A 22469-nucleotide genomic window follows, 5' to 3' on the forward strand; every position below is an offset into this window, starting at 1 on the left:
GGTTCACTCGGTCTCATCCGCGCGGTCGGTGCCGCGGTCGCGATCAGCACCGTGGGCGTGTCCGTGCGGTAGTCCGTGCCCATGCCCATGCCCGTGCTCGCTGCGGTGGGCGACGCCGTGGCCATGCTCGCCCGGTCGGCCGTGGCCGAACGAGCGGCCGTGCTTGCGCGGCATCCGCTCGTCGTCGCTCCAGCCGAGTTGGCGGGCGATGGCCTCGAGCGAGCTCATGGTGGTGGCGAAGTCCTCGGGGCTGACCGCGTCGGCGATGGTGGCGCGGAGTGAGGAGACGCGGCCATGCAGTGAGTGCAGGGCGGCGTCGCCGGCCTCGGTCAGGCTCCAGGAGCGGGGTTCGCCGGTGACCCAGCCGCGCTCGATGAGCGGTGCAATGCGCTCGGGGCGCGCCGCGAGCCGGTCGATCATGCGCGGGTCGGAGACGGTGCCGGCGATGAGGTTCAGCCGGCGCCAATCGCGGCGGCTGATGCCCTCGGCGGCGAAGAGGTCGCGCATCGTGTCGTCGAGGCGACGGTCGATGACGCGGAGCCAGTAGCCGAGGGGCCGCGGGCTCGTGGGGACGGTGGTGTCGTTGTGGTTGTCGTGGGTGGTCATGGGTGTTCCTTCCGTGACGCGGTGCGCGTCGGTGTTGCGGACGGCACTCGAGGCTCGCCCGCTGTGGGAGGTGCTCACGGGCGGCGGATCCGCTCACGCCCGTGTCGGGCACCTGATCAATTACATGCACTATTACATGTGCATGTAGACTTACATACATGAACGGATCGCGTCAAGTGCCGCCCGGCGAACGCTCAGAGTCGGATGACGCGCCCGACCACAACGATCCGGTAGCCATCATCGAAGCCGCCCTCGTCACGATGCGCCGCGATCAGGGCCGGCGTCGGCTGCAGCGCCGCGCCGAGGCGATCGAGCACGGGTCCGGGCACGCGCGCGGGCATGGCGATGGCCCCAGTTCCGGGCATGCTCACGCGCGCGATGAGCACCCGCGCGACGAGCACTTTCGTGGACACGGCCACCAACGTGGCGGCCGCCGGCCGGGCGGGCCGGACACCGACGGCGCCGAGGGCGACACGGGGCTGCGGCATCCGCATCTCCACGGCGGCCGCCGCGGGGATGGACTCGCGCAGGCCGCGCGCTTCCGCTTGCTCGACGCCCTCGAGGGCACCGAGCGCCCGCCGTCGGTCAGCGAGCTCGCCGACGCGATCGGGGTCGACCAGCCGCGCGCGAGCCGTCTCGTGCAAGCGGCGGTCGAGGCAGGCCACGCTCGGCGCGAGGTCGACCCGGTCGATGCGCGTCGCAGCGCGATCGTGCTCACCGCGGCGGGCCGAAAGCTCCTCGCCGACGCGCGGGGCACGCGCCGCGACGCCGTCGTGACCGCGCTCGCCGAGTTCACCCCCGAGGAGCGGGCCGAGCTCGCCCGCTTGCTCTCACGCTTTGTGGCGGCCTGGCCGCGCGACTGACCCGCTCGATCACGCGCGCCGAACGTTCGACGGGCCAGGTTCGGAGGACTTCGGGCACTTGGTAGGACGGACGCGCGGCTCCGCGTCCTACGAATCGGCCGAAGTCCGCCAAAACCGAAGCAGCATCTCGCAAACCCGAAGCAAGGTCATGCTGCCGACCTCAGGTGCGGTCGGTGACAGGCACCTTCACGAAGAGCATGAGCACAAGGCCCGCCGCCACGACGATCATGATGCCGAGGATGCCCCAATACGTCGCTCCGAATGCTGCGATGAGCGCCGCCCACAGCAACGGCGAGAGGAAGCTCGCCGCGCGACCGGTCGTCGCATAGAGGCCGAAGATCTCGCTTTCGCGGCCCGCGGGCGTCACGCGTGCGAGGAAGGACCGCGACGCTGCCTGGGCCGGGCCCACGAACAGCGTGAGCACGAGGCCGAAGATCCAGAACACGAGCTTGCCCGAGTCGTGGAGGAAGAAGACCGTGAGGCCGGCGACGAGCAGGCCGCTGAGCGAGAAGATGATGACGGCTCGCGGTCCGAACCGATCGTCGAAGCGTCCGGCGAGGATGGTCGAGAGACCGGCGATGAGGTTGGCGGCGATGCCGAAGGTCAAGACCTCGTTCGAGGTGAAGTGGAATGCGACCGCCGCGATCACCGCGCCGAAGGCGAACACGCCCGCGAGGCCGTCGCGGAACACGGCGCTCGCGAGCAGGAACCAGAACGTCGGCCGGGTGTCGCGCCAGAGCGCAATGACGTCCCTGACGAGCACCGCGTAGCTGCGGAAGAACGACACGCGCTCGCGATGCGGTGCGGGCGGGGCCTCGGGCACGTACACGAGCACGGGCCAGGCGAAGGCGATCGTCCACACGGCACATCCGATCGCGATCACTCGGAACGCGAGCCCGTTGTCGGTCGGCATGCCCCACCAGTCGAACGTGGTCGCGACCACCACGAGCACGAGCGCGACGATGCCGCCGATGTAGCCGAGGCCCCAGCCGAGCCCCGAGACCTTGCCGACCGTCTTCGGCGTCGACACCTGCACGAGCATGGCGTTGTAGTTGACGCCCGCGATCTCACTGAACACCGTGCCGGCGGCGATGAGCGAGACGCCGAGCACGAAGAACGCGGGCGCGCCCTGCACGAAGAACAGGGCGAACATGCACAGCACGAGCGCTGCGGTGGCGCCGCCGAGCCAGAGCTTGCGCCGCCCCGCGACATCCGCTCGCTGACCGAGCACCGGGGCGAGCACCGCGATGAGGATGCCCGCGATCGTGATCGCCCACCCGAGCCCGCTCGCCAGATCGGCCAGCCCGCGCTCGCGCAACGGGTCTCCCTCGGCGAGCTCCGCGACCGCCGGGTCGAGGAACGTGTCGCTCGTGAGGTACAGGGCCGTGAACACGAAGGTGAGGATCACCGAGTTGAACGGCTGCGTTGCCCAGTCCCACAGCGCCCACGAGAACACCTGTCGCCGCGGGATGACCCGACCCTCCTGCAACTCGAGGCCCATCACCTTCACGGCGTCGCTGTCGATGGGCGGCGGTTCGGGATGAAGGGTCATGACGTAAGCCTCGTTCGGTCGGATGAACGGAAGATGACGTGCCCCGAGGGGCCCGGCATCGCGGTGGATCGACGCTGATCCTGCTGCACTGTAACGCCCGCGGATGCCGCGGCGGAAGAGGACCTGCACGGCCGCGTCGACCGCCGTGCGTGCTTGACTGGGGCATGGCCACCGACGACGACCTCACCGAGTTCCTGCGCGTCACCGAGGTGGTGCGTATCGTCACCACGACCCGCGACGGCCGCACGATCGCCACCCCGATCTGGGCGGTCGACGTCGATGGCGTGAGTTTCATCCGCTCGGAGTACGGACACGACGGGAAGTGGTTCCGCCGGGCGACGACGAATCCCGGCGTCGGGTTCGAGACGCCCGCCGGTCGCCGGGCCGTCGAACTCGAGGCGATCGATGAGACCGACCCGCTCGAGGCCGCCGTCGACGACGCGCTGCGTGCGAAGTACGGGCGGAAGAAGGCATCGCTCGCCGCGATGCTCACCCCGCTCGCGCACGGCACGACGCAGCGCGTGGTGCCGCTCGGCCGCGCGCTGTAGCCCACCTGTGCGGTGGCGGCTCGCGCACGCGCGTTCGCCCGTGGCGATCACCTGCAAGGCGCCTGCCCGCGACTGCTTCACTGGACGCATGGCAGAGCACGACGAACTGTTCGACTACCTCCGCTCCACCGACACCGTGCACATCGTCACGACGACCCGCGATGGGCGCACGATCCCGACGCCGATCTGGGCCGTCGCGGTCGACGACGCGATCTACGTGCGCTCCGCGTACGGGCCCGACGCCAAGTGGTACCGGCGTGCAACCACCAATGGTGGTGTCGCGTTCGATACACCGGCGGGGGCACGCGCGGTCACCATCGAGGAGCCGAACGATGCGGAGCTCGAGGCGCGGGTCGACGACGCGCTGCAGGAGAAGTACGCGGCAGAACCGGCATCCGTCGCCGAGATGCTCACCCCGCTCGCCCGGGGCACGACGCAGCGGGTGACGCCCGCGCCCTAGCCCGCGTGCAGGGCAAGGGCAAGGGCGCGGGCAGGGGCACGAGCACACGCAACAGCACCGGCACCCCCACCTCACGCCTCACCGGTACACCTCGGCGATCAGCTCGCTGAAGAGCTCGTCGGCGTCGCACTCGAGGCGCTGCCGGCTGAACCAGTCGCACACGTTGACGCAGTCGCGGTGCAGCAGGTCGAAGCCCTGCGGATTCGACACCAGGTCGACGACCTGCGGCAGGTCGATCGCGACCACCCGCCCGTCGTGCACGAGCAGGTTGTACGGCGAGAGGTCGCCGTGGGCGAGCCCAGAGCGCGCGAGTGTGCGCGTGAACTCGACGATCTGCTGGAACAGCTCGCGCAGCTCGCCTGGTGTCGCGCGCACCTGGGCGAGCCGAGGTGCAGCGACGCGGCCGTCGCCGATGAACTCCATGAGCACCTCCGTGCCGCCCACCTGCACCGGGTAGGGAACGGATGCCCCGAGCTCGGTCAGCCGCTTGAGCGCCTCGAACTCGGCATAGGCCCACTGCACGCGGGCGACCTCCCGGCCGAACGTCGAGCTCTTCGCGACGGCGCGGGCGTCACGGCTGCGGCGGGTGCCGCGGCCCTCGGTGTAGATGTTGGAGCGGTGGAACTGGCTGTGCTCGCTCCCGCGGTAGCGCTTGGCCGCGAGCAGCACGCTCTGGCCCGGTGTGCCGGGCTCGGCTCCGGGCACGGCGCGTTCGATGAGGTTGACGTCGGCCTCCTTGCCGGTCTTCACGACGCCGAGCTCGGTGTCGATCGCCGCGGCATCCGTGACGAGCCAATCGGGACGCGGCATCGGGCCGCGTTCGGAGGGAGTGGTGGCCGGCCAGGTCGACCAGCGCTGGTCCTCGCCGGGTTCCGTGAGCTGGAACGCGAGGTCGCCCGCGTCGAAGCGCGGGGTCGTGAAGGGGCGGGATGCCGCGTGCGAGCGCACGACGGCGGATTCGTCGAGTGACGGGGTGATGTGCAAGGTGGTTCTCCGAGATTCACGGAGGCCACCGAGCGCCGGCGCGAATGCGCTACAGGCGGGCGGCCTCACAGGGAAGGGTGTCTGCGATGCGCACGACAAAGACGGTGTTCATCGATCTCTCCTTCCGATCTCGGGCGACGGATGCCGCGACGAGCGGCCCGCACGAGAGCATACGCCGCCGCCCAGCGCCGTGTCTACGGAATCCCGGCAGCTGTTCGCGCCGAGCCGAGTTGCCATTTGCGGCCGATTCGCGGCCTTACATGCGGCCGAACGTGGCAACTCAGCGCGCCGGCCCGCTCCAACCGCGCGCGCGAAGCGCTCGATCGAGCTGCGCGAGTGCGCGCCGAAGGGGCAGGCGACGCCCGACGCGGATGACGATCCAGCCATCGGTTGCGAGGTCGTTGAGGCGCTCCACGTCTCGGTGGAACTGTCGATCATCGGTGCGGTGTTGCTCGCCGTCGTACTCGAGCAGCACGCGGTGCTGGCGGAAGACGAGATCGCCATGCGTCATCCAGCCGGCCGAGAGCTCGATCGCGCCGTTGCATTCGGGTTCTGGGTAGCCGTGGCGCAAGACGTTGAGTCGCAACAGCGTCTCCCTTCGTGAGCATTGCCGCGGTGCGGTGGCTGAAGACCTGCCCCCGCGGCATCCGCGTGGCGTACGCCGTGCAGAGGGCGGCCAGATCGAGGTCGCCTTGGGAGGTGCGCACGCCCCGGAACGGTGTCGTCAGGTCGCGCGCACGAGTGCGCCGACGCGTGAGGCCGTAGGCGGCCGCCTGTCGCACCGTGAACGGCGCGGCTTCCAGTTCGGCCGGGAGTCGAGATGCTTTCGCCACGCGCGAGATCGTCTCCCGGACACGGCTCGCGGTTGCCGCGTCCGCTCGAAGCGTGGTCTGTCAGCGCGCCATCTGTGCCTGTCGAGGACCAGTCCAGCTGCCCGGTTGCCAGTTTGGGCCGCCTTCGGGCTGGCGGGGCGGCCGAAAGTGGCAATTGGCTCGGTGGACGGCCCGGATGTTGGGGGTGCGAGGTAGGGTCGGCGCCATGCGGGCAGGCGAGCGGCACGAGGCATCCGCCACCGTCGTGCTCGTCGAGGGCGAGAGCGACCGGCTTGCGGTCGAGACGCTCGCGGCTCGGCTCGGGTGCGACCTGGTTTCAGCGGATGCCACGGTCGTCTCGATGGGCGGCGTCACGAACTTGCGCCGACACCTCGCCGAGCTGTCGGCGGCTCCGGTCCGCCCGCGGGTGCTCGGGCTCTTCGATGCCGGTGAGCTGGCGTACGTGCATGCCGCCGTCGAGCGTGATGGGCTCGGAGGTGCGGGCGTCACCAGCGGCAGCGGCAGCGGCACCGACCCCGGCGCGACAGGCACGCTCGCCGGGCTCGCGTCGCTCGGCTACTTCGCGTGCGACCCCGATCTCGAGGGTGAGCTCATCCGCGCGCTCGGCACCGATCGGGTGGAGCAACTGCTCGCCGAGCACGGTGAGCTCGCGCGATTCCGCGGCTTCCAGCGGCAGCCCGCGCAGCGAGCGAGGCCGACGGATGCGCAGCTCAGGCGCTTCATGGGCACGCACAGCGGCCGCAAGGCGCGCTTCGCACCGATTCTCGTGGGCGCGCTCGAGGAGTCGCGCATCCCCGCGGTCCTCGCCGCTCTCGTCGCGGCGATCGGGGCGGGGGCGACGTGACCGGGGGTGGTTTCGATACGGCTGCTTCGCTGCCTACTCAACCACCGGGGGGTCGAGGAACGGCTGGAGGGCGTCGACCTCGGCCGGGTCGAGGTCGTCGGCGTAGAAGCGGTAGATGTTCGCCACCTGAATCGCCGCGGCTCCTTCGGGGTCGCGGGCGCTGATCGCCTCCACCAGGCGCGCCCCGTCGAGGGCGCTGCGCTGCACGATCGCGAGCTGGTCGGCATCTGTGCGAAGTCGACGCACCATGAGCTCGGACATGATGCCGCCGACGACATTGCCGCAGATCTCGATGAGCTGGTTGCCGGCAGCGCGCCGGATCGCGGCGTGGAACCGGGCGACGTGGTCGCTGAAGAACTCCGCGCCATCGGCCTTGATGCTCGCCTCGAGCTCGCGGTGGCGAGTCGTGATCAGGTCGAGATCGGCCTCGCTGCGATTCCTGGCCGCGAGCCGCGTGGCGCTGCCCTCGAGGAGCAGCCGGAACTGGAGCACCTCGACCCGCGAGACGCTGTCGAGGCGCGCGAGCTGCGACATCGACTTCTCGAGCAGGCGGGGAGAGTAGTGCGAGATGACCGGCCCGCGCGGGTCGCCCGGGCGGGACTCGACCACACCCGTCGCCTGCAGCACGCGCAGCGCTTCACGCACAGTTGCACGGCTCACCGAGAAGTCCGCCATGAGCTTGCGCTCGCCGGGCAGGCGGTCGCCAGCCTTCAGGTCGCCGTTCGCGATCGCGCTCTCGATCTGCAGCACGATCGACTCGTAGGCGCTGACCTTCTGCACGGGGGTGAATGGCACGAGGCTCCTTCGGTCTCAGAGGTCGAACGTAAACAGTGTGTTTCACGGCTTGACCGCGCTGGCTGGTTCATCATAGCTTTCCGTGTACTGGTCAGGCCAGTAAACCTCGTGGGTTCGATACGGCTGCTTCGCGGCCTACTCAACCACCGAACCAGTCCACCCACATTGGAGCCGTGCAGTGTCCCCCACCACTCGAACTCTCGCCGCCACGGCCGCCGTGGGCGGCCTCCTCGCCCTCACCGCCTGCACCGCCGGCGCCACCGCCGACTCCGCGAGCGGCGAAGCCCACGACGCATCCGTCACCATCGGTCTCACCGGCGAACCCGTGAACTTCGACCTGACGACGACCGCGGGATCCGCGATCCCGCAAGTACTCATGAACAACGTCTACGAGGGCCTCGTCGCGCTCGATCAGGACGGAGAGCTCCAGCCGAAGCTCGCCGAGTCCTGGACCGTGAGCGACGACGGCACGACCTACGACTTCGTGCTCGAGGAGGGCGTCACCTTCGCGAACGGCGAGGAGTTCACCGCCGACGACGTGAAGTTCTCGCTCGAGCGCATCGCGACCGACTGGGCGATCAACCAGCCCAAGATGGCCCTGCTCGACCACGTCGAGGTCGTCTCGCCCACCGAGGCGAGGGTCGTGCTGCAGAAGCCGAGCAACATCTGGCTCTACGACATGGCCGGAACCGTGGGCCTGATGTTCGACCCGAGCGGCATCGGCGATCTCGCCAACACGCCCGTCGGAACCGGGCCGTACACCGTCACCGAGCGCGTCACGGGCGACCACATCAGCCTCGCCGCTCGTGAGGACTACTGGGGCGAGGCGCCCGCGATCACCGACGTCGACCTGCGCTACTTCGCCGACGTCGTCGCGAGCACCAACGCGCTGCGCGCGGGTGACGTCGACATGCTCTACAACATGCAGGCGCCCGACCTGATCCCGCAGTTCGAGGCCGATGACGAGCTCCAGGTGATCCAGGGCTCGTCGAACGGCGAGATCCTGCTCTCGCTGAACAACGAGGTCGCGCCCTTCGACGATGTGCGCGTGCGCCAGGCGATCGCCTACGCCCTCGACCGCCAGGCGATCATGGATGCCGCGTGGGCCGGCTACGGCGAGAGCATCGGCGCCATGGTGCCGCCGACCGACCCGTACTACGAGGACCTGAACGACCTCTATCCCTACGACCCCGAGAAGGCCGAAGAACTGCTCGCAGAAGCCGGCGTCGAAGGCCTCTCGATCACCTTCGACGTGCCGACGCGCCCCTACGCGACGGCGGTCTCCGAGGTCGTCGTGTCGCAGCTCGCCGAGGTGGGCATCACCGCGACGATCGCGAGCGACGAGTTCCCGGCCGTGTGGCTCGACAAGGTGTTCACGAAGCACGATTACCAGATGTCGGTCATCCTGGCCGTCGAGGCCCGCGACCTCCTCGCGACCTTCAACAACCCCGACTACTACATCGGCTACGACAACAGCGAGATCGCGCCGATCGTGGCAGCCGCCGATGCGGGCTCGGAAGAGGAATGGGTCGAGGGCATGAAGGAGGTCGCAGAGATCACCGCAACGGATGTCGCGTCGCTGCCGTTGTTCCTGTTCCCGAACATCGTGGTCGCCGACGCACAGCTCGGCGGGATCGCGGGGAACGCCGTGACCGAGTCGCTCGTGCTCTCGGGACTCCACTGGAACTGACCGCCCGGCTGCTCCCGGCCGGCGCTCGATCGCGCCGGCCGGGGGCGGCATCCGCTGCATTCGATCCTGAAAGGGGGTGACCGTGGCCATTCGATTGCTGAAGCTGCTCGGCAGCTTCATCGCCACGGTGCTCGTCTCGACCGTCGTGGTCTTCCTGCTCCTGCGCGTGCTGCCCGGAGACCCGGCCACGGTCGCCCTCGGGATCGAGGCGACGACTGAGCAGCTCGCCGCCTGGCGCGAGCAGTACGGCATGAACACGCCGCTCGTCGTGCAGTACTTCGAGTGGCTCGGCGGGCTCCTCCGCGGCGACTTCGGGGTGTCGTACGTGACCGGGCAGAACATCAGCCCCGTGATCACCGACCGACTGCAGGTCACGCTCATCCTCGTCGGGCTCGCCATGGTGATCGCGATCGCGGTCGCCGTGCCGCTCGGCACGATCGCCGCCATCCGTCACCAGCGTCCGTCGGGAGCGATCATCTCGGGCGTCTCGCAGTTCGGTGTAGCCGTTCCCAGCTTCCTCGTCGGCATGCTCCTCATCGTGTTCTTCGCGATCGAACTGGACTGGCTCCCGTCGGGCGGCTGGGTGCCGCCGTCCGAGCCCGCCGAGTTCCTCCAGCACGTGACGCTCCCCGTCATCGCGCTGGGCACGGTGCAGGCGTCGATCCTCACGCGCTACGTGCGGTCAGCCGTGCTCGAGATCCAGCGCGAGGACTTCCTGCGCACGGCGCGCTCGAAAGGGCTCACCGCGAACGTCGCGCTCGTGCGCCATGGACTCCGGAACGCGGGCATCCCGGTGCTCACGGTCGTCGGCCTGCAGATGGCGGGACTCCTCGTCGGAGCGGTCGTCGTCGAGCGGGTGTTCACGATTCCCGGACTCGGCAGCTACCTCGTCGACTCCGTCGGAAACCGCGACCTGCTCGCCGTGCAAGCCGTCGTCGTGGTGCTGGTCATCGCGATCGTGCTGATCAACTTCCTCGTCGACCTCGCCTTCACCCTGCTCGACCCGAGACTCAGGAGGGCCGCATGAGCATCGTCACCACCACGTCAGGGGAGGCATCCGCTTCCGCCCCCGTCACCGCTGTTCCCGAGCCCGACACGACGAGGGACCAGGGCACCAATCCCGTCGGCAGCTCGGGCAGACGTCGCCGCGGCCCGAATGCGCAACTCGTCGTGGGCGGCGGTCTCATCGCCCTCATCGCGTTGGCGGCGCTCGTCTCCCTCGTCTGGACGCCGTACGACCCGACCCACGCAGTGGCGGTCGACCGCCTCCAGTCGCCGAGCCTCGCTCACCCGATGGGCACTGACCGTTACGGGCGCGACGTGCTGTCGGGCATCATGGCGGGTGCCCAGATCACGCTCCTCGTCGGCACCGTCTCGGTGCTCATCGGCGCGGCGATCGGCGTTCCGTTCGGAATCCTCGCCGGCATGCGGCCGAAGCGGCTCGGCGTGCTCATCATGAGCGGCAGCGACGTGGTGATGGCCTTCCCGGGCCTCCTGCTCGCGATCGTGTTCGGCGCCGTGTTCGGGGGCGGCACACTGAGCGCCATGATCGCGCTGGGCATCGGCTCGGCGCCCGCGTTCGCGCGCGTCGCCCGGTCGGGAACGCTGCAGGTGATGTCGATGGACTACATCTTCGCCGCGCGGGCGGCCAATCGCTCGGGCCTCGCGATCGCCCTGCGCCACGTGGTGCCGAACATCGGCGGCATGGTCATCGTGCAGTGCTCGGTGAACTTCGCGATCGCCGTGCTCGCCGAGGCGGGCCTCTCCTTCCTCGGCCTCGGCACGCTGCCGCCGACCCCGTCGTGGGGCCGGATGCTGCTCGACGCGCAGCAGTTCCTTGCGACCAGCGCGTATCTTGCGATCTTCCCGGGCGTCGCCATCGCCCTCGCGGTGCTCGGCTTCAACCTGCTCGGCGACGGGCTTCGCGACCGCTTCGACCCCAAGATGAGGAACCGATGACCTCCACCGCGCACCCCTTGGCGAACCGCATCCCCGTCGCCGACCACCCTGCACTCGACGTGTCGGGCCTCACCGTCGCCACTGACGAGCACGAGCTCGTCTCGAACCTCACCTTCCGCATCGAGCGCGGCGAGCGGGTCGGGCTCATCGGCGAATCGGGCTCGGGCAAGTCCGTCACCTCACTCGCCGTCATGGGCCTCCTGCCAGACTCGCTCACTGCGACCGGCCGGGTCACCGTCGGCGGCGACGACCGCAACGTCATCGGGCTCGGCGAGGCGCAGGCCGCGAAGCTCCGCGGCGCGAACATGGCGATGGTCTTCCAGGAGCCGATGACCGCGCTCAACCCGCTCTTGCGCGTCGGCCGGCAGATCGCCGAGTCGATGCTGATCCACGGCACGCAACCGGATCGCGCCGCCGCCGAGCGGCGAGCGGTCGAGCTGATGACGGATGTCGGTCTGCCGACGCCGGCCGAGACGGCGCGCGCCTACCCGCACCAGCTCTCGGGCGGCCAGCGCCAGCGCGTCGTGCTCGCGATCGCGCTCGCCAACGACCCCGAGCTGCTCGTCTGCGACGAGCCCACGACCGCGCTCGACGTGACCGTGCAGAAGCAAGTGCTGAAGCTCGTGCTCGAGACGGTGTCCCGCAGGTCGACCGGGCTGCTCTTCATCACGCACGACCTCGCGGTCGTCGGCGAGACGTGCGAGCGAGTGCTCGTCATGAACAAGGGCGTCGTGGTCGAGGAGGGCCCGATCGACCGGGTGTTCACGAGACCGCAGCATCCGTACACCCGAGGCCTGCTCGCGGCATCCGATCTCGATGCCACCGACACCGCCGGCCGACTCTTCACGGTCGCGACCGCCGCGGACTACGTGCTCGGCCGGTCGGTGCTGCGGACGGCTCAGCGGCCGAGCGCACCTGCGGCACCGGCTGCGCCGGCTGCACCCACGTCGGCGGCGCTCGTGCGTGCCGAGCAGCTCACGAAGCAGTACCGCCGCGACCGCACGTCGCTGCGCACGCCGGCGCCGACGGTCGACGCGCTACGCGGGGTGTCGTTCGAGATCGAGGCGGGGCAGCGGTTCGGCATCGTCGGCGAGTCCGGATCGGGCAAGTCGACCCTGCTCCGCATCCTCTCGGGCCTCGACCAGCCGACGTCGGGAACCATCGACGTCGTCGGGCGGCGCCTGAACGGCGCCCGCCATGCCGACCTCGCCGAGCTCCGCAAGAACCTGCAGATCGTCTTCCAGGACCCGATGGCGTCGCTCGACCCGCGCATGCGCATCGGCGAGATCATCGCCGAGCCGCTCATGAACGCCGCGAACCTGCAGGGCGGAATCGCCGTCTCGCGCAAGGAGCGCGCCGCCCTCGTCGCCGAGATGGTGCACGCCGTCGGGTTGCCGACCGACTCGGTCGAGCGGTTCCCCCACCAGTTCTCGGGCGGGCAGCGGCAGCGCATCTCGATCGCCCGGGCACTCGTGTGCCGGCCCCGCATCCTCGTCGCCGACGAACCGGTCAGCGCACTCGACGTGTCGGTGCGCGCCCAGGTGCTGAACCTGCTCGCCGACCTCGTCGACGAGTACGAGCTCACGCTCGTCTTCGTCTCGCACGACCTCGGCGTCGTGCGTCACCTCTGCGACCGCGTCGCGGTCATGCAGCGGGGCGAGATCGTGGAGCAGGGGGAGACCCGCGCCATCTATGACGACCCGTCCCACCCGTACACGCGCAGTCTCATCGAGGCGACGCCGACCATCCGACACACACAGGAGCAGGAATGACCGAGTCCGCCGCAGCGGCGACCTCCACCGCCGCCACGACCGCCTCGGCCCGCGCCTCGCTCTCCGGCGCGGCTCTCACCACTGCCTACGCTTCGGGCGACCTCTCGCCGGTCGAGGTCGCCGGCGCGATCCTCGACGACATCGACGAGCGCAACCCGGTCATCAACGCGTTCAGCGATCTCGACCCCGAGCAAGTGCTCGCCGACGCGCGCGCGAGCGAAGCACGCTGGGTGCGTGGCGAGCCGCTCGGCCGCCTCGACGGGATCCCCTGCACCGTCAAGGAGAACCTGTACCGTGCCGGCATCCCGGCCTTCGCGGGGTCGGGTGCCAGCGTGCCCGTCATCCCGGCGCGGAACTCTCCGGTCGTCGACCGCATCCTCGAGGCGGGCGGCGTCATCATCGGCTCGACCACGATGCCCGACTGGGGGATGCTCTCCTCCGGGGTGTCGAGCGTGCACGGCATCACGCGCAGTCCGTGGGACTCCACCCTCACGGTCGGAGGATCGAGTTCGGGAGCCGGGGCCGCCGCCGCTGCGGGATTCGGCACCGTCCACGTCGGCACCGACATCGGCGGATCGGTGCGACTGCCCGCCACGTGGCTCGGCCTTGCGACCCTGAAGCCGAGCGACGGCCGAATCCCCATCGACAATCCCTACCTCGGCCGAGTGGCGGGCCCGATCGCGCAGTCGGTCGCCGACGTCGCGCTCGGCATGTCGGTGCTCTCGCGTCCCGATGCGCGCGACTACACGTCGTTGCCACCCGAGGACCTCGACTGGGACGACCTCGACATCGACGTGCGCGGCAAGCACATCGCCGTGCACCTGGAGCCTGGCGCCGGCATGCTCGTCGACCCCGAGGTGCGAGCCGCGATCGAACGCGCCGCTGCCGCGTTCTCCGACGCGGGCGCCGAGCTCGTCGAGCTCGCGCCGTTCATCAACGACCGATTCCTCGACGAGCTCGACCTGTTCTGGCGCGTGCGCTTCTGGCGCACGTATGTCGACCTGAGCCCCGAGGCCAAGGGCCGGGTGCTCCCGTTCATCTCGACCTGGGTGCACGGCGGTGCGGATGTCTCGGGCCGCCGCGCACTCGAGGCCTACGACGCGATCGCCGAGATGCGCCGGGTCACGGTGGAGGCGACGCATCCGTTCGATGCCGTGCTCTCGCCGGTCTCTCCGGTCGCCGCGTTCCCGGCGGAGTGGCCGATGCCGTGGGGAGACGACGATCAGCGGATGTCCCACATCGCCTTCACGGCGCCGTACAACATGACGGGACAGCCCTCGTCGAGCGTCAACTGCGGCTTCACCGCCGATGGACGCACCATCGGGCTGCAGATCACGGGCCGGCGCTTCGCCGACCTCGAGACGCTGCGCTTCACGGCCTGGTACGAGCGCACGCGGCCAGAGTCGGCGGTGCCGAAGTGGGGCTAGCCCTGCCGGGCCTTCATGCGCGGGTTCAGCTTGTTGATCACGAACGTGCGGCCGCGTCGGCGCACGATCTGCGCTCCCGGGATCTTCTTCAGGGCCTTGAGCGAGTTGCGAACCTTCATGGCGTCTCCTTGTTGAGAATGATTATCAGCTAGCCTAGCTCCCAGTCGAGACGAACTGGGGCAGCATGCAGCACGATCCACCAAACCGAGGCGCAGGGCCGGTGCTCGGTGTCACCCTCGTCAGCGGCTTGCGCTCAGCCGACCGGAGCCGGTTCGCGGCATTGGCAACCGGCACGGCCGCGACGCAGCAGGTGCATCCGTCCTCTGCCGGCCACCAGGACTTTCCCCTCGAGCTCGCCGATCATCTCCTCGAACTCGCGGCACGGGGCCACGCGGGCAGGGTCGTCGTCGACCTCGACCCACGCGTGGACTGCCTCGAGGCCGGTCTCGTGCTCCGGCACCTCTTCGCGGCAGAGGCATCCGACGGGGTGCGGGTTCAATTGCGCGAACTCGTCACGACCGCCCGGGTCGCAGACATCCGCCGATGGCTCTTCCGTGAGGGGCCCGACCACACGCAGCAAGGCGACTACGACACGAGCGAGCGACTTGCGGCCCAGCTCGAATCGGCGAGCACGATCATTCTGGCCGACCTGACGGATGCCCCGTCGGTCGCCGCCCGCGAGGTCATCGCGCTCCTGAATCGCCTCAACCCCACGGCGAGGATCCTCCCTCCGAGCGAAGCCGAGCACCCCGCGGCCCGCTCGGTGCCCAGCGGCGACCGGCTCGAGGCACTCGGCCGCGACATGGGGTGGATGCTCGAGCTCGAGGGGCGCGCCGGCTTGCCCTCGACGATCGCCGGGATCGGCGCCTTCGTGTTCCGAGACCCGCGCCCGTTCCACCCGACGCGGCTCGGACAGGTCGTCGAGCACTTCCTCGATCCCGAAGACGCCGGCCTCATCGTGCGATCCCGAGGCCTCGTGCGTCTCGCCTCACGGCCGGGGAGGGTCGGATCGTGGTCGACGGCAGGGCGGGTGCTCTCACTCGACCCGACCGCGATGCTCAGCTGGGATGCGGATTCGCCGCAAGGACAGGAGCTCGTGTTCTTCGGCCGAGAGCTGCAGGCCGAGTATCTCAGCAACGTGCTCGGGGCGGCGCTGCTCGCCGACGACGAACTGCTCGCGGGGCCGATGGAGTGGGCGCGGTATCGCGATCCGTTCCCGGCTTGGGAGCTCGAGCACGATCACTGAGGTTCGGTGCGGGTCCCGGTCGTGGTGGTTTCGATACGGCTGCTTCGCGGCCTACTCAACCACCGGCTTGTCGCCGACCGACGCGCGCGCCTCCGCGATCACGAGCCCGATCTCCTCGAGGTGCACGGCCATGGCGCGCTCGGCCGCGTCGGCGTCGCCGGACTCGATCGCCGCGAGGATCCGGGCGTGACCCAGGCGGGAGACATCCCGGCCGCGCGGTTGCAGGTGTGAATACGCGCGTTCGCTGATCGTCCAGCTCGCGGTGAGGCCGCTGAGCGAGGAGAGCAGGCGGTTGCCGGCCGTCTCGGCGACGGCCAGGTGGAACTCGATGTCGAGCGACATGGATGCCTCGACGTCGAGCTCGGTCGCGGAGGCGTCGAGGATCTTCCGCATCTCGGCGACGGTGTTCGGGGTGGCGCGATTGGCGGCGAGGCGCGCGATCTGCGGCTCGACGACCGCGCGGAGCTCGGCCGACTCTGCGAAGTCGCGCTCCTCCTGCGAGAGGTGGGCCACGAGTCGCGCCGATGATGAGGGATCGTGCGTGACCCTCGTACCGCTGCCCTGCTGGCTGTGCACGAGTCCGGCGCTCTGGAGCTGTTGCAGGGCCTCACGCAGCGCCGCTCGCGAGACACCGAGCTCTGCCGCGAGCGCACGCTCGGCCGGCAGACGCCCACCGTTCGGGAATGCGCCGGTGACGATGAGCCGCTTCAGGTGCCGCGCCACGTCGTCGGCGACCGACGCACCATGCCTCGGCATGGGCCCGATCGGTTCGGCAGCTGCTGGCATCGAACTCATTCTCGACCTGAAGACGGAACTGGTGGGTGCCCCTGACGCGACACCCACCAGTTTCCCACGTGCACGTTACGCGTTCGCGTTCGCGCTCTCGAGCTGAACGGCGTCGACGTTCTGGGAGGAGAACGCCGCCCGCATCTGGTCGTAGTCGAGCTGCTTCTCCCATCGCGACACGACGAAGGCGGCGACGCAGTTGCCGAGCAGGTTCACCGAGACGCGCATCGAGTCCATGATGCGGTCGGCTCCGAGGAGCAGGGCGACCCCCGCGACGGGGAAGAGGCCGAGCGCGGTGGCAGTGGCCGAGAGCGCCAGGAACGACGACCCGGGAACGCCCGCCATGCCCTTCGAGGTGAGCAGCAGGATGCCGAGGGCGCCGAGCTGCTCGCCGAGCGAGAGGTCGACTCCGAACGCCTGCGCGAGGAAGAGCAGGGCGATCGACAGGTAGATGGCTGCGCCGTCGAGGTTGAACGAGTAGCCGGTCGGCACGACGAGGCCCGTGATCGAACGTGGGCAGCCGGCTGCGGTGAGCTTGGCCATGATGCGGGGCAGCACCGCCTCGCTGGAGGCGGTGCCGAGCGCGAGCGCGAACTCCGAGCGCGAGTACTTGATGAACTGCCAGAGCGGCACTCGAGCGAAGCCCCAGGCGACGAGGAAGAGCAGGCCGATGAAGATGATCGCGGCGCCGTAGCAGGCCGCGATCAGCACGGCATAGGTGCCGAGCGTCGCGATGCCGTACTGGCCGATGATGAACGCCATCGCACCGAACGCGCCGATCGGCGCGACCTTCATGATCCAGCCCATGATCTTGAAGATGATCGTCATTCCCGAGTCGAGCAGGTCGACGACGGGCTTCACCTTGTCCTTGCCGATGACGACGATCGCGGCGCCGACGAACACCGAGAAGAACAGCACCTGCAGGAGGATGTTGCTCGCGAACGCGCCCATCACGCTCTCGGGGATGACATTGAGCAGGAACTCCGACGCGGTCGGCAGTTCGCCGCCCGCCGTCTTCTCCTCGAGGGCGGAGGTGTCGAGCGACGCCGGGTCGATGTCGAGTCCGGCACCGGGCCTGACGATGTTCGCGACGATCATGCCGAAGACGAGCGCGAAGGTCGAGGCGATCAGGAAGTACGTGAGTGCCTTCACGCCGACCCTGCCGACCGACCTCACATCGCCGACGTGCGCGATGCCCGTGACGATGACGAGGAAGATGAGCGGCGCGATGATCATCTTGATGATCCGGATGAAGGCGTCGCCCAATGGCTTCAGCTGCGCGCCGAGGTCGGGGAAGAGCCATCCGATGCTCACACCGAGCACGATCGCCACGATGATCTGGAAGAACAGGGACTTGTAGATCGGTTGCTTCACACGGATCTCGTGCTCGGGTGTCTCTTCGAACAGCCCGTCAGAGGTATTGGCCATTGGTCGTTCCTTCGCGTCGGTCCGAGTGGACACGGAAAGTGGTCTGACCAATTAAGGCGGTGCGATGTTGCCCCGGCTTCGCCTCGGTGTTACGAAGGCGTAAAGCTTTCGGCGTGGATGAGCAGCGTCGCCACAATCGGCGCTGCCACGGAAAGGATGTTGCTGATGAAGGTCACCGTGAACCCCGTCACGTGCATTGCCTCGGGGAACTGCGGGCTCACCGCTCCGAACGTGTTTCGCAACCCGCCGGAGGATGGCGGTTTCGTGGAACTGATCGACGCGAACCCGCCGGAGTCCGAGTGGGAGGCGGTGCGCGAGGCGAAGGAGCTGTGCCCGTCGGCGACCATCTACGTCGAAGGTGACGACAGGCGCATCTAAGGCTGCAGTTCCTTGTGATGGATCACGAGGGTCTCAGCGGTCGAGCAATTCGCGCGCGGCGGCGGCGATGTGGTCGGCGTCGAGGCCGGCCCACGCGAGGAGCTCGGGACCGGATCCGGAGCCTGGCATGTCGCGAACCGCGAGGTGCGCGAGGGACAGGCTCGTGGGGCCCCCGGCGAGGAGCGCGTCGGTGACGGCCGAGGCGAGTCCGCCTTCGGGGTGGTGGTCCTCGGCGACCACGATCCGCCCCGACGTTGCGCCGACCGCGGCGATCAGGGTGTCGGCGTCGATCGGCTTCACCGAGTAGCAGTCGATGACCCGGGCGGCGACGCCCCCGTCGGCGAGGATCTCGGCGGCGCGCAGGCACGCGTGGAGTGTCACGCCGGCGCCGACCAGGGTCACCTGGTCGTGGTCACTCGAGCGCAGCAGCTTGGACCCGCCGACCGGGAACGCTTCCCCGTCCTCGTACAGTACGGGGTAGGCGCCGCGAGTGGTGCGCAGGTAGCTGATGCCCGCCGTCGACGCCATCGCCTCGACGAGCGCGGCGGTGCTGGTGGCGTCACTCGGGTAGAGCACCGTCGACCCGTGCACGGCGCGCATCATGGCGAGGTCCTCGAGTGCCATCTGCGAGGGGCCATCGGCCCCGATCTCCACGCCCGCGTGCGAGCCGACGAGTCGGAGGTCGACGCCCGAGATGGCGCCCATCCGGATGAAGTCGTGTGCACGAGTCAGGAAGGCGGCGAAGGTCGACGCGAACGCGCGATAGCCGCGAACGCTGAGGCCGGTCGCGGCAGCCACGAGCTGCTGTTCGGCGATGAACATCTCGAAGTACCGGTCGGGATAGGCGTGCGCGAACGCATTGGAGTACGTCGAGTTGCTCACCTCACCGTCGAGCGCGAGGATCCGCGGGTCGGCAGCGCCGAGCGCGACGAGCGCGTCGCCATAGGCCTTGCGCGTCGCCACTTCGTCGCTGAGGGCGTAGTGCGGGAGCGTCGCGGCCACCCCGGCCGGCTCGGTCGTCGCGTCGTCGGCGGACGCGGGCTCGGGCCGCGGGCCGCGAAGCACGAGATCGCGGATGCCGCCGAGCTCGGCGATCGCCCGGTCGGCCATGTCGTCGGGAAACGGCTTGCCGTGCCAGTCGGGCTTGTCCTCGACCTCGGAGAAGCCACTGCCCTTCACCGTCTTGGCGAGCACCACCGTCGGCCGTCCATCGTTGGGCTCGGCGGCCGTGCCCAAGGCGTCGTCGATGGCGCTCAGGTCATGGCCGTCGACGACGAGCACACGAGCGCCGAACGCCTCGGCCCGGCGGGCATACGCGTCGAGATCCCAGCCCAGCTCGGTCGGTCCGCTCTGGCCGAGGCGGTTGACGTCGACGATGGCGATGAGGTTCGACAACTCGTAGTGGGCGGCCTTGTCGAGCGCCTCCCAGATGGATCCCTCGGCCAGCTCGCTGTCGCCGCACAGCACCCAGGTTCGATAGGGCTGCCGATCCAGGTACTTGCCGGCCAGGGCGATCCCCACGCCGTCGGGCAACCCCTGGCCGAGCGATCCGGTCGCGACATCCACCCATGGCAGCACCGGAGTGGGGTGCCCCTCCAGGCGTTGCCCGAATCGCCGGTACCCGTTCATCAGCTCGTCGTCCGAGACGACGCCGACGGCCTTGTACACCGAGTACAACAGCGGGGAGGCATGCCCTTTGGAGAAGATCAGGTGGTCGTTGCCGGGCGCTGTCGGGGCGTCCCAATCGAAGCGCAAGTGCCGGGTGACGAGCACGGCGAGCAGGTCGGCCGCCGACATGCTGGAGGTCGGATGCCCCGAGCCGGCGCTTGTGCTCGAGCGGATCGAGTCGACGCGTAATTGGGCGGCGAGCTCGGCCACGGTGTCGAGGTCGATCTGGGACGTCTGGGTGATGGTCACGGTCGCTCCTTCATGACTGCGCCGCCGACGACGACGCTCCTGACGACGATGCGAGGAATTGCGTTCACCACCTCTTATTCACCCACGAGCTTGAGGCCTCCTGTGTGTCGTCGGCTTAGCGGGGGGCACCCGCTTCATCGTCGCGCTCGCGTCGTCTGGCTGGGGGGACCGGCGCTCTACGCACTCGGCCAGCGCTTCGCGCATGATGTCGCTGCGTTCACGGCGCATTTCCTCGATGGATGCGTTAAGGAGCGCTTCATCAGCGGAACCAGCATTAGGGACTCGATGCTCATCGTCGGCGTGCGCATGAACATTGGTTCAAGGATCGGCCCCATCGAGGGCATGTACCGAACCCTTAGCGCGCACTGCGACGCATCCGTGCCCCCCATCTGCACATGGTGGGCATAATCGTCTCGTGAGCAACGACGCCGAACGCAATGTGATCGATCTTGCACGCCACGGCACGTACATCGAAAGGCTGCAGGTCTCCGGCCTCCAGGCTATTGATGCTGAGGTACTCGAGGTGTTGCTCGCGGATCCGGATCCGCGAATTGTCCGTGCGACTCTTCAGAACACGAGGGTCACAACGGAGATGCTTCGGCATCTTGCGAGGACTCGTCCTGAGTTCACCGAGCCGGCCGCTCGTCATGTCAACGCGCCGCCGGAGCTGATGGGGATCGACATCATTTGGCACCTTGGTGCTGAATCTGTCGACAGGTTCTCGCGGCACAAGGCGGCTACGGAGGCTCAACGAGCTGCATTCATTCGCGAGTACCGCCAGGCCGGAGAGCGGCACCTCCACCGGTCGGTAGCAGATGTGTGGAGCATCGCCGAGCGAGAGGGCTAACAGCCGCCGTCGTCCAACGGCGGTAACGGCTCACGAGCGTGCCGGGGGTGTCGCCCAATGGCGACACCCCTTCTCGTCCGCGCGGCGGCTTGCCGTCTCCTAACGCCGCGCGCTGTCAAGCTTGACCCGGGTGCGCTGCCGACCGAGAGCCGCGGCCTTGTGCAGCGACACGTAGCCCACTTCCAGATTGGAAGGCAACGGCCCTAGGCGTGCATGCGCGCGCCTTTGATGAGCCGATCCACGAGGTTGCGGGGTCCTCGGATTCCGATGCCGACCAGGTCGAGACTCTTGGAGGCGACCGAGCGGACCGCGGCCCGGTTGGCCGCGTCGTGGGAGGTGGCGAAGAGCTCGCGGGTGTAGACCGCGACGGCGAGGCCGCGCTCCACCGACTTGCTCCTCGCCGCGCGCATCACAGCTGCATCCGCGCCGTAGACGAGGATCGGCTGGCGCAGCATGGGCAGGTACGTCGCACCGTCGGCATCCTCGTACGGCTCGCCGACCAGGTCGGGCTCGCTTGTGGCGATGCCGCTGACGAGGAAGGCGGTGACGTTCAGCTTCTGCCAGGGCAGGAGATCGTCGCCCACGAGGATGGCGACTTTGGTGTCGAAGCGGATGGGTGCACTCTCGGTCATGGTTCCAGCATCGCGTCGACTCCACGATCGGTCTTGTACGTTTCATACATGTCAGATGTGGTGCGTGCCTGGGGGCCCGACGTGCCCGGCATCCGGGAGGTGCTGCACGCGACCTTCGAGACTCACGCCTACCCGGCGCACACGCACGACGAGTGGACCGTCCTGCTCGTCGACGAGGGCGTGGTGGAGTACACCCTCCACCGGGAGGCGCATCGCACCAGCCCGTCGACCGTGTCGATCCTTCCGCCGCACGTCTCACACGACGGCAGCTCCGCGCTGCCGGGCCGGCCGTTCCGAAAACGAGTGCTGTATCTCGACGCCGGGTGGCTGCCCGTCGCCGCCGCATCGGCGGCGGTCGCACGGCCGATCCTCGACGACAGGGAGATCGTGCGGGCGGTCCGCGCGTTGCACCGAGCCGTCGTCCACCCCGCCGAGGACTTCGCCGCCGAGGTGCTGCTGCACGAGCTCCGGGACCGCATCCTCGACCAGGGCGGGGAGCGTCGCCCTACGCCGGCGGATCGACCGCTTGCACGCCGGCTACGGGACCTGCTCGACGAGCGGCTGACCGAGTCGTACACGATCGAGGAGGCCGCGCGAGTGCTCGGCGCTCATCCCAGCCACCTCGTGCGGGCCTTCTCCCGCGCCTATGGCATCGCCCCGCACCGCTATGTCATCGGCCGCCGGCTGCAACTCGCGCGCCGGCTCCTCCTCGTCGGCGAGCCGCCCAGCACCGCCGCAGTGGTGGCCGGATTCCACGACCAGGCGCACCTCACCCGTCACTTCCGCCGCGTGCTCGGCGTCACTCCGGCAGCGTTCGCGCGCGCGAGCTGAACCCGATCCGCCGCGATAATCCGCCGCCGCCAGCGCCGGAATACTGGGCATCCACTGTGAGTTGAGTCAGG

The 22469-nt window shown here is 69.2% G+C and carries 24 protein-coding genes; 13 read left to right on the forward strand and 11 right to left on the reverse strand.

The genetic code is table 11. The annotated features are described in order from the left end of the window. Nucleotides 1-3 precede the first annotated feature (3 nt). Both ESP51_RS07225 and ESP51_RS21010 read right to left on the reverse strand, forming a co-directional pair. On the reverse strand, nucleotides 4-606 hold the full coding sequence (locus ESP51_RS07225) for a hypothetical protein (RefSeq protein ID WP_129520228.1): 603 nt from the start codon (nucleotides 604-606) through the stop codon (nucleotides 4-6). Nucleotides 607-800: 194 nt separating this feature from the next. Further along, nucleotides 801-1094 (reverse strand): hypothetical protein, encoded by a 294-nt coding sequence (locus tag ESP51_RS21010; RefSeq protein WP_241843033.1) that lies wholly within the window; start codon nucleotides 1092-1094, stop codon nucleotides 801-803. Between the two features lie 57 nt (nucleotides 1095-1151). On the opposite strand from ESP51_RS21010, the gene ESP51_RS21015 reads away from it, so the two are divergent. After that, a complete protein-coding gene (locus ESP51_RS21015; RefSeq protein WP_241843034.1) occupies nucleotides 1152-1469 on the forward strand; it encodes a MarR family winged helix-turn-helix transcriptional regulator in 318 nt (105 codons plus the stop codon). 160 nt (nucleotides 1470-1629) lie between these two features. Here ESP51_RS21015 and ESP51_RS07235 read toward each other — a convergent pair whose 3' ends face one another. After that, nucleotides 1630-3021 (reverse strand): MFS transporter, encoded by a 1392-nt coding sequence (locus ESP51_RS07235; protein WP_129520229.1) that lies wholly within the window; start codon nucleotides 3019-3021, stop codon nucleotides 1630-1632. Nucleotides 3022-3185: 164 nt separating this feature from the next. Between ESP51_RS07235 and ESP51_RS07240 the strand changes: the two genes are divergently transcribed. Continuing rightward, nucleotides 3186-3569: a DUF2255 family protein gene (locus tag ESP51_RS07240; protein WP_129520230.1), complete on the forward strand. Its 384-nt coding sequence runs from the start codon at nucleotides 3186-3188 to the stop codon at nucleotides 3567-3569. Nucleotides 3570-3657: 88 nt separating this feature from the next. Beyond that, nucleotides 3658-4029 carry a DUF2255 family protein gene (locus ESP51_RS20570; RefSeq protein WP_164990452.1) on the forward strand — a complete coding sequence of 124 codons (372 nt, stop codon included), beginning with the start codon at nucleotides 3658-3660 and terminating at the stop codon, nucleotides 4027-4029. A gap of 78 nt (nucleotides 4030-4107) precedes the next feature. On the opposite strand, the gene ESP51_RS07250 is transcribed toward ESP51_RS20570, so the two are convergent. After that, the gene (locus ESP51_RS07250) at nucleotides 4108-5013 is read right to left on the reverse strand and encodes a serine protein kinase RIO (protein ID WP_241843035.1); all 906 of its coding nucleotides are present in this window, start codon (nucleotides 5011-5013) and stop codon (nucleotides 4108-4110) included. A 280-nt stretch (nucleotides 5014-5293) separates the two neighbouring features. After that, the gene (locus ESP51_RS07255; RefSeq protein WP_129520232.1) at nucleotides 5294-5599 is read right to left on the reverse strand and encodes a DUF559 domain-containing protein; all 306 of its coding nucleotides are present in this window, start codon (nucleotides 5597-5599) and stop codon (nucleotides 5294-5296) included. Between the two features lie 452 nt (nucleotides 5600-6051). On the opposite strand from ESP51_RS07255, the gene ESP51_RS07260 reads away from it, so the two are divergent. Continuing rightward, the gene (locus ESP51_RS07260; protein WP_129520233.1) at nucleotides 6052-6690 is read left to right on the forward strand and encodes a TOPRIM nucleotidyl transferase/hydrolase domain-containing protein; all 639 of its coding nucleotides are present in this window, start codon (nucleotides 6052-6054) and stop codon (nucleotides 6688-6690) included. Between the two features lie 33 nt (nucleotides 6691-6723). Here the strand turns inward: ESP51_RS07260 and ESP51_RS07265 are convergent, their stop codons facing one another. Continuing rightward, nucleotides 6724-7485 (reverse strand): FadR/GntR family transcriptional regulator, encoded by a 762-nt coding sequence (locus ESP51_RS07265; RefSeq protein ID WP_129520234.1) that lies wholly within the window; start codon nucleotides 7483-7485, stop codon nucleotides 6724-6726. Between the two features lie 178 nt (nucleotides 7486-7663). Between ESP51_RS07265 and ESP51_RS07270 the strand changes: the two genes are divergently transcribed. The 5 genes from ESP51_RS07270 (at nucleotide 7664) to ESP51_RS07290 (ending at nucleotide 14333) form a co-directional block, all read left to right on the forward strand. Beyond that, the gene (locus ESP51_RS07270) at nucleotides 7664-9175 is read left to right on the forward strand and encodes an ABC transporter substrate-binding protein (RefSeq protein ID WP_129520235.1); all 1512 of its coding nucleotides are present in this window, start codon (nucleotides 7664-7666) and stop codon (nucleotides 9173-9175) included. An 82-nt stretch (nucleotides 9176-9257) separates the two neighbouring features. Beyond that, complete coding sequence (locus ESP51_RS07275) at nucleotides 9258-10202, forward strand: ABC transporter permease (RefSeq protein ID WP_129520236.1); 945 nt, start codon at nucleotides 9258-9260, stop codon at nucleotides 10200-10202. Continuing rightward, complete coding sequence (locus tag ESP51_RS07280) at nucleotides 10199-11134, forward strand: ABC transporter permease (protein ID WP_129520237.1); 936 nt, start codon at nucleotides 10199-10201, stop codon at nucleotides 11132-11134. Before ESP51_RS07275 ends, ESP51_RS07280 begins: the two co-directional genes overlap by 4 nt. Further along, nucleotides 11131-12906, forward strand: coding sequence for a dipeptide ABC transporter ATP-binding protein (locus ESP51_RS07285; RefSeq protein WP_129520238.1), 1776 nt, complete (start codon nucleotides 11131-11133; stop codon nucleotides 12904-12906). Before ESP51_RS07280 ends, ESP51_RS07285 begins: the two co-directional genes overlap by 4 nt. Further along, the gene (locus ESP51_RS07290) at nucleotides 12903-14333 is read left to right on the forward strand and encodes an amidase (protein WP_129520239.1); all 1431 of its coding nucleotides are present in this window, start codon (nucleotides 12903-12905) and stop codon (nucleotides 14331-14333) included. Before ESP51_RS07285 ends, ESP51_RS07290 begins: the two co-directional genes overlap by 4 nt. On the opposite strand, the gene ykgO is transcribed toward ESP51_RS07290, so the two are convergent. Beyond that, complete coding sequence (gene ykgO / locus ESP51_RS07295) at nucleotides 14330-14452, reverse strand: type B 50S ribosomal protein L36 (protein WP_129520240.1); 123 nt, start codon at nucleotides 14450-14452, stop codon at nucleotides 14330-14332. The genes ESP51_RS07290 and ykgO overlap by 4 nt on opposite strands. A gap of 101 nt (nucleotides 14453-14553) precedes the next feature. On the opposite strand from ykgO, the gene ESP51_RS07300 reads away from it, so the two are divergent. Further along, nucleotides 14554-15579, forward strand: a complete 1026-nt coding sequence (locus tag ESP51_RS07300; RefSeq protein ID WP_164990453.1) for a GTP-binding protein — start codon at nucleotides 14554-14556, stop codon at nucleotides 15577-15579. A 51-nt stretch (nucleotides 15580-15630) separates the two neighbouring features. Here ESP51_RS07300 and ESP51_RS07305 read toward each other — a convergent pair whose 3' ends face one another. Both ESP51_RS07305 and ESP51_RS07310 read right to left on the reverse strand, forming a co-directional pair. Next, nucleotides 15631-16365 carry a FadR/GntR family transcriptional regulator gene (locus ESP51_RS07305; protein ID WP_164990454.1) on the reverse strand — a complete coding sequence of 245 codons (735 nt, stop codon included), beginning with the start codon at nucleotides 16363-16365 and terminating at the stop codon, nucleotides 15631-15633. Between the two features lie 75 nt (nucleotides 16366-16440). Continuing rightward, nucleotides 16441-17793 carry a cation:dicarboxylate symporter family transporter gene (locus tag ESP51_RS07310; RefSeq protein ID WP_129520243.1) on the reverse strand — a complete coding sequence of 451 codons (1353 nt, stop codon included), beginning with the start codon at nucleotides 17791-17793 and terminating at the stop codon, nucleotides 16441-16443. A 165-nt stretch (nucleotides 17794-17958) separates the two neighbouring features. On the opposite strand from ESP51_RS07310, the gene ESP51_RS07315 reads away from it, so the two are divergent. Then, nucleotides 17959-18171, forward strand: coding sequence for a ferredoxin (locus tag ESP51_RS07315; protein ID WP_129520244.1), 213 nt, complete (start codon nucleotides 17959-17961; stop codon nucleotides 18169-18171). A gap of 33 nt (nucleotides 18172-18204) precedes the next feature. On the opposite strand, the gene ESP51_RS07320 is transcribed toward ESP51_RS07315, so the two are convergent. Next, on the reverse strand, nucleotides 18205-20088 hold the full coding sequence (locus ESP51_RS07320) for a transketolase (protein ID WP_129520245.1): 1884 nt from the start codon (nucleotides 20086-20088) through the stop codon (nucleotides 18205-18207). Between the two features lie 415 nt (nucleotides 20089-20503). Here ESP51_RS07320 and ESP51_RS07325 point away from each other — a divergent pair, with 415 nt between their 5' ends. Beyond that, on the forward strand, nucleotides 20504-20935 hold the full coding sequence (locus tag ESP51_RS07325) for a hypothetical protein (RefSeq protein WP_129520246.1): 432 nt from the start codon (nucleotides 20504-20506) through the stop codon (nucleotides 20933-20935). Nucleotides 20936-21138: 203 nt separating this feature from the next. Here ESP51_RS07325 and ESP51_RS07330 read toward each other — a convergent pair whose 3' ends face one another. Continuing rightward, nucleotides 21139-21567, reverse strand: a complete 429-nt coding sequence (locus ESP51_RS07330; RefSeq protein ID WP_129520247.1) for a DUF2000 domain-containing protein — start codon at nucleotides 21565-21567, stop codon at nucleotides 21139-21141. A 48-nt stretch (nucleotides 21568-21615) separates the two neighbouring features. Between ESP51_RS07330 and ESP51_RS07335 the strand changes: the two genes are divergently transcribed. Next, nucleotides 21616-22398: an AraC family transcriptional regulator gene (locus ESP51_RS07335; protein ID WP_129520248.1), complete on the forward strand. Its 783-nt coding sequence runs from the start codon at nucleotides 21616-21618 to the stop codon at nucleotides 22396-22398. Nucleotides 22399-22469: the final 71 nt, after the last annotated feature.

Origin of the sequence: Agromyces albus (assembly GCF_004134825.1) — a bacterium.
GTDB lineage: Bacteria > Actinomycetota > Actinomycetes > Actinomycetales > Microbacteriaceae > Agromyces > Agromyces albus.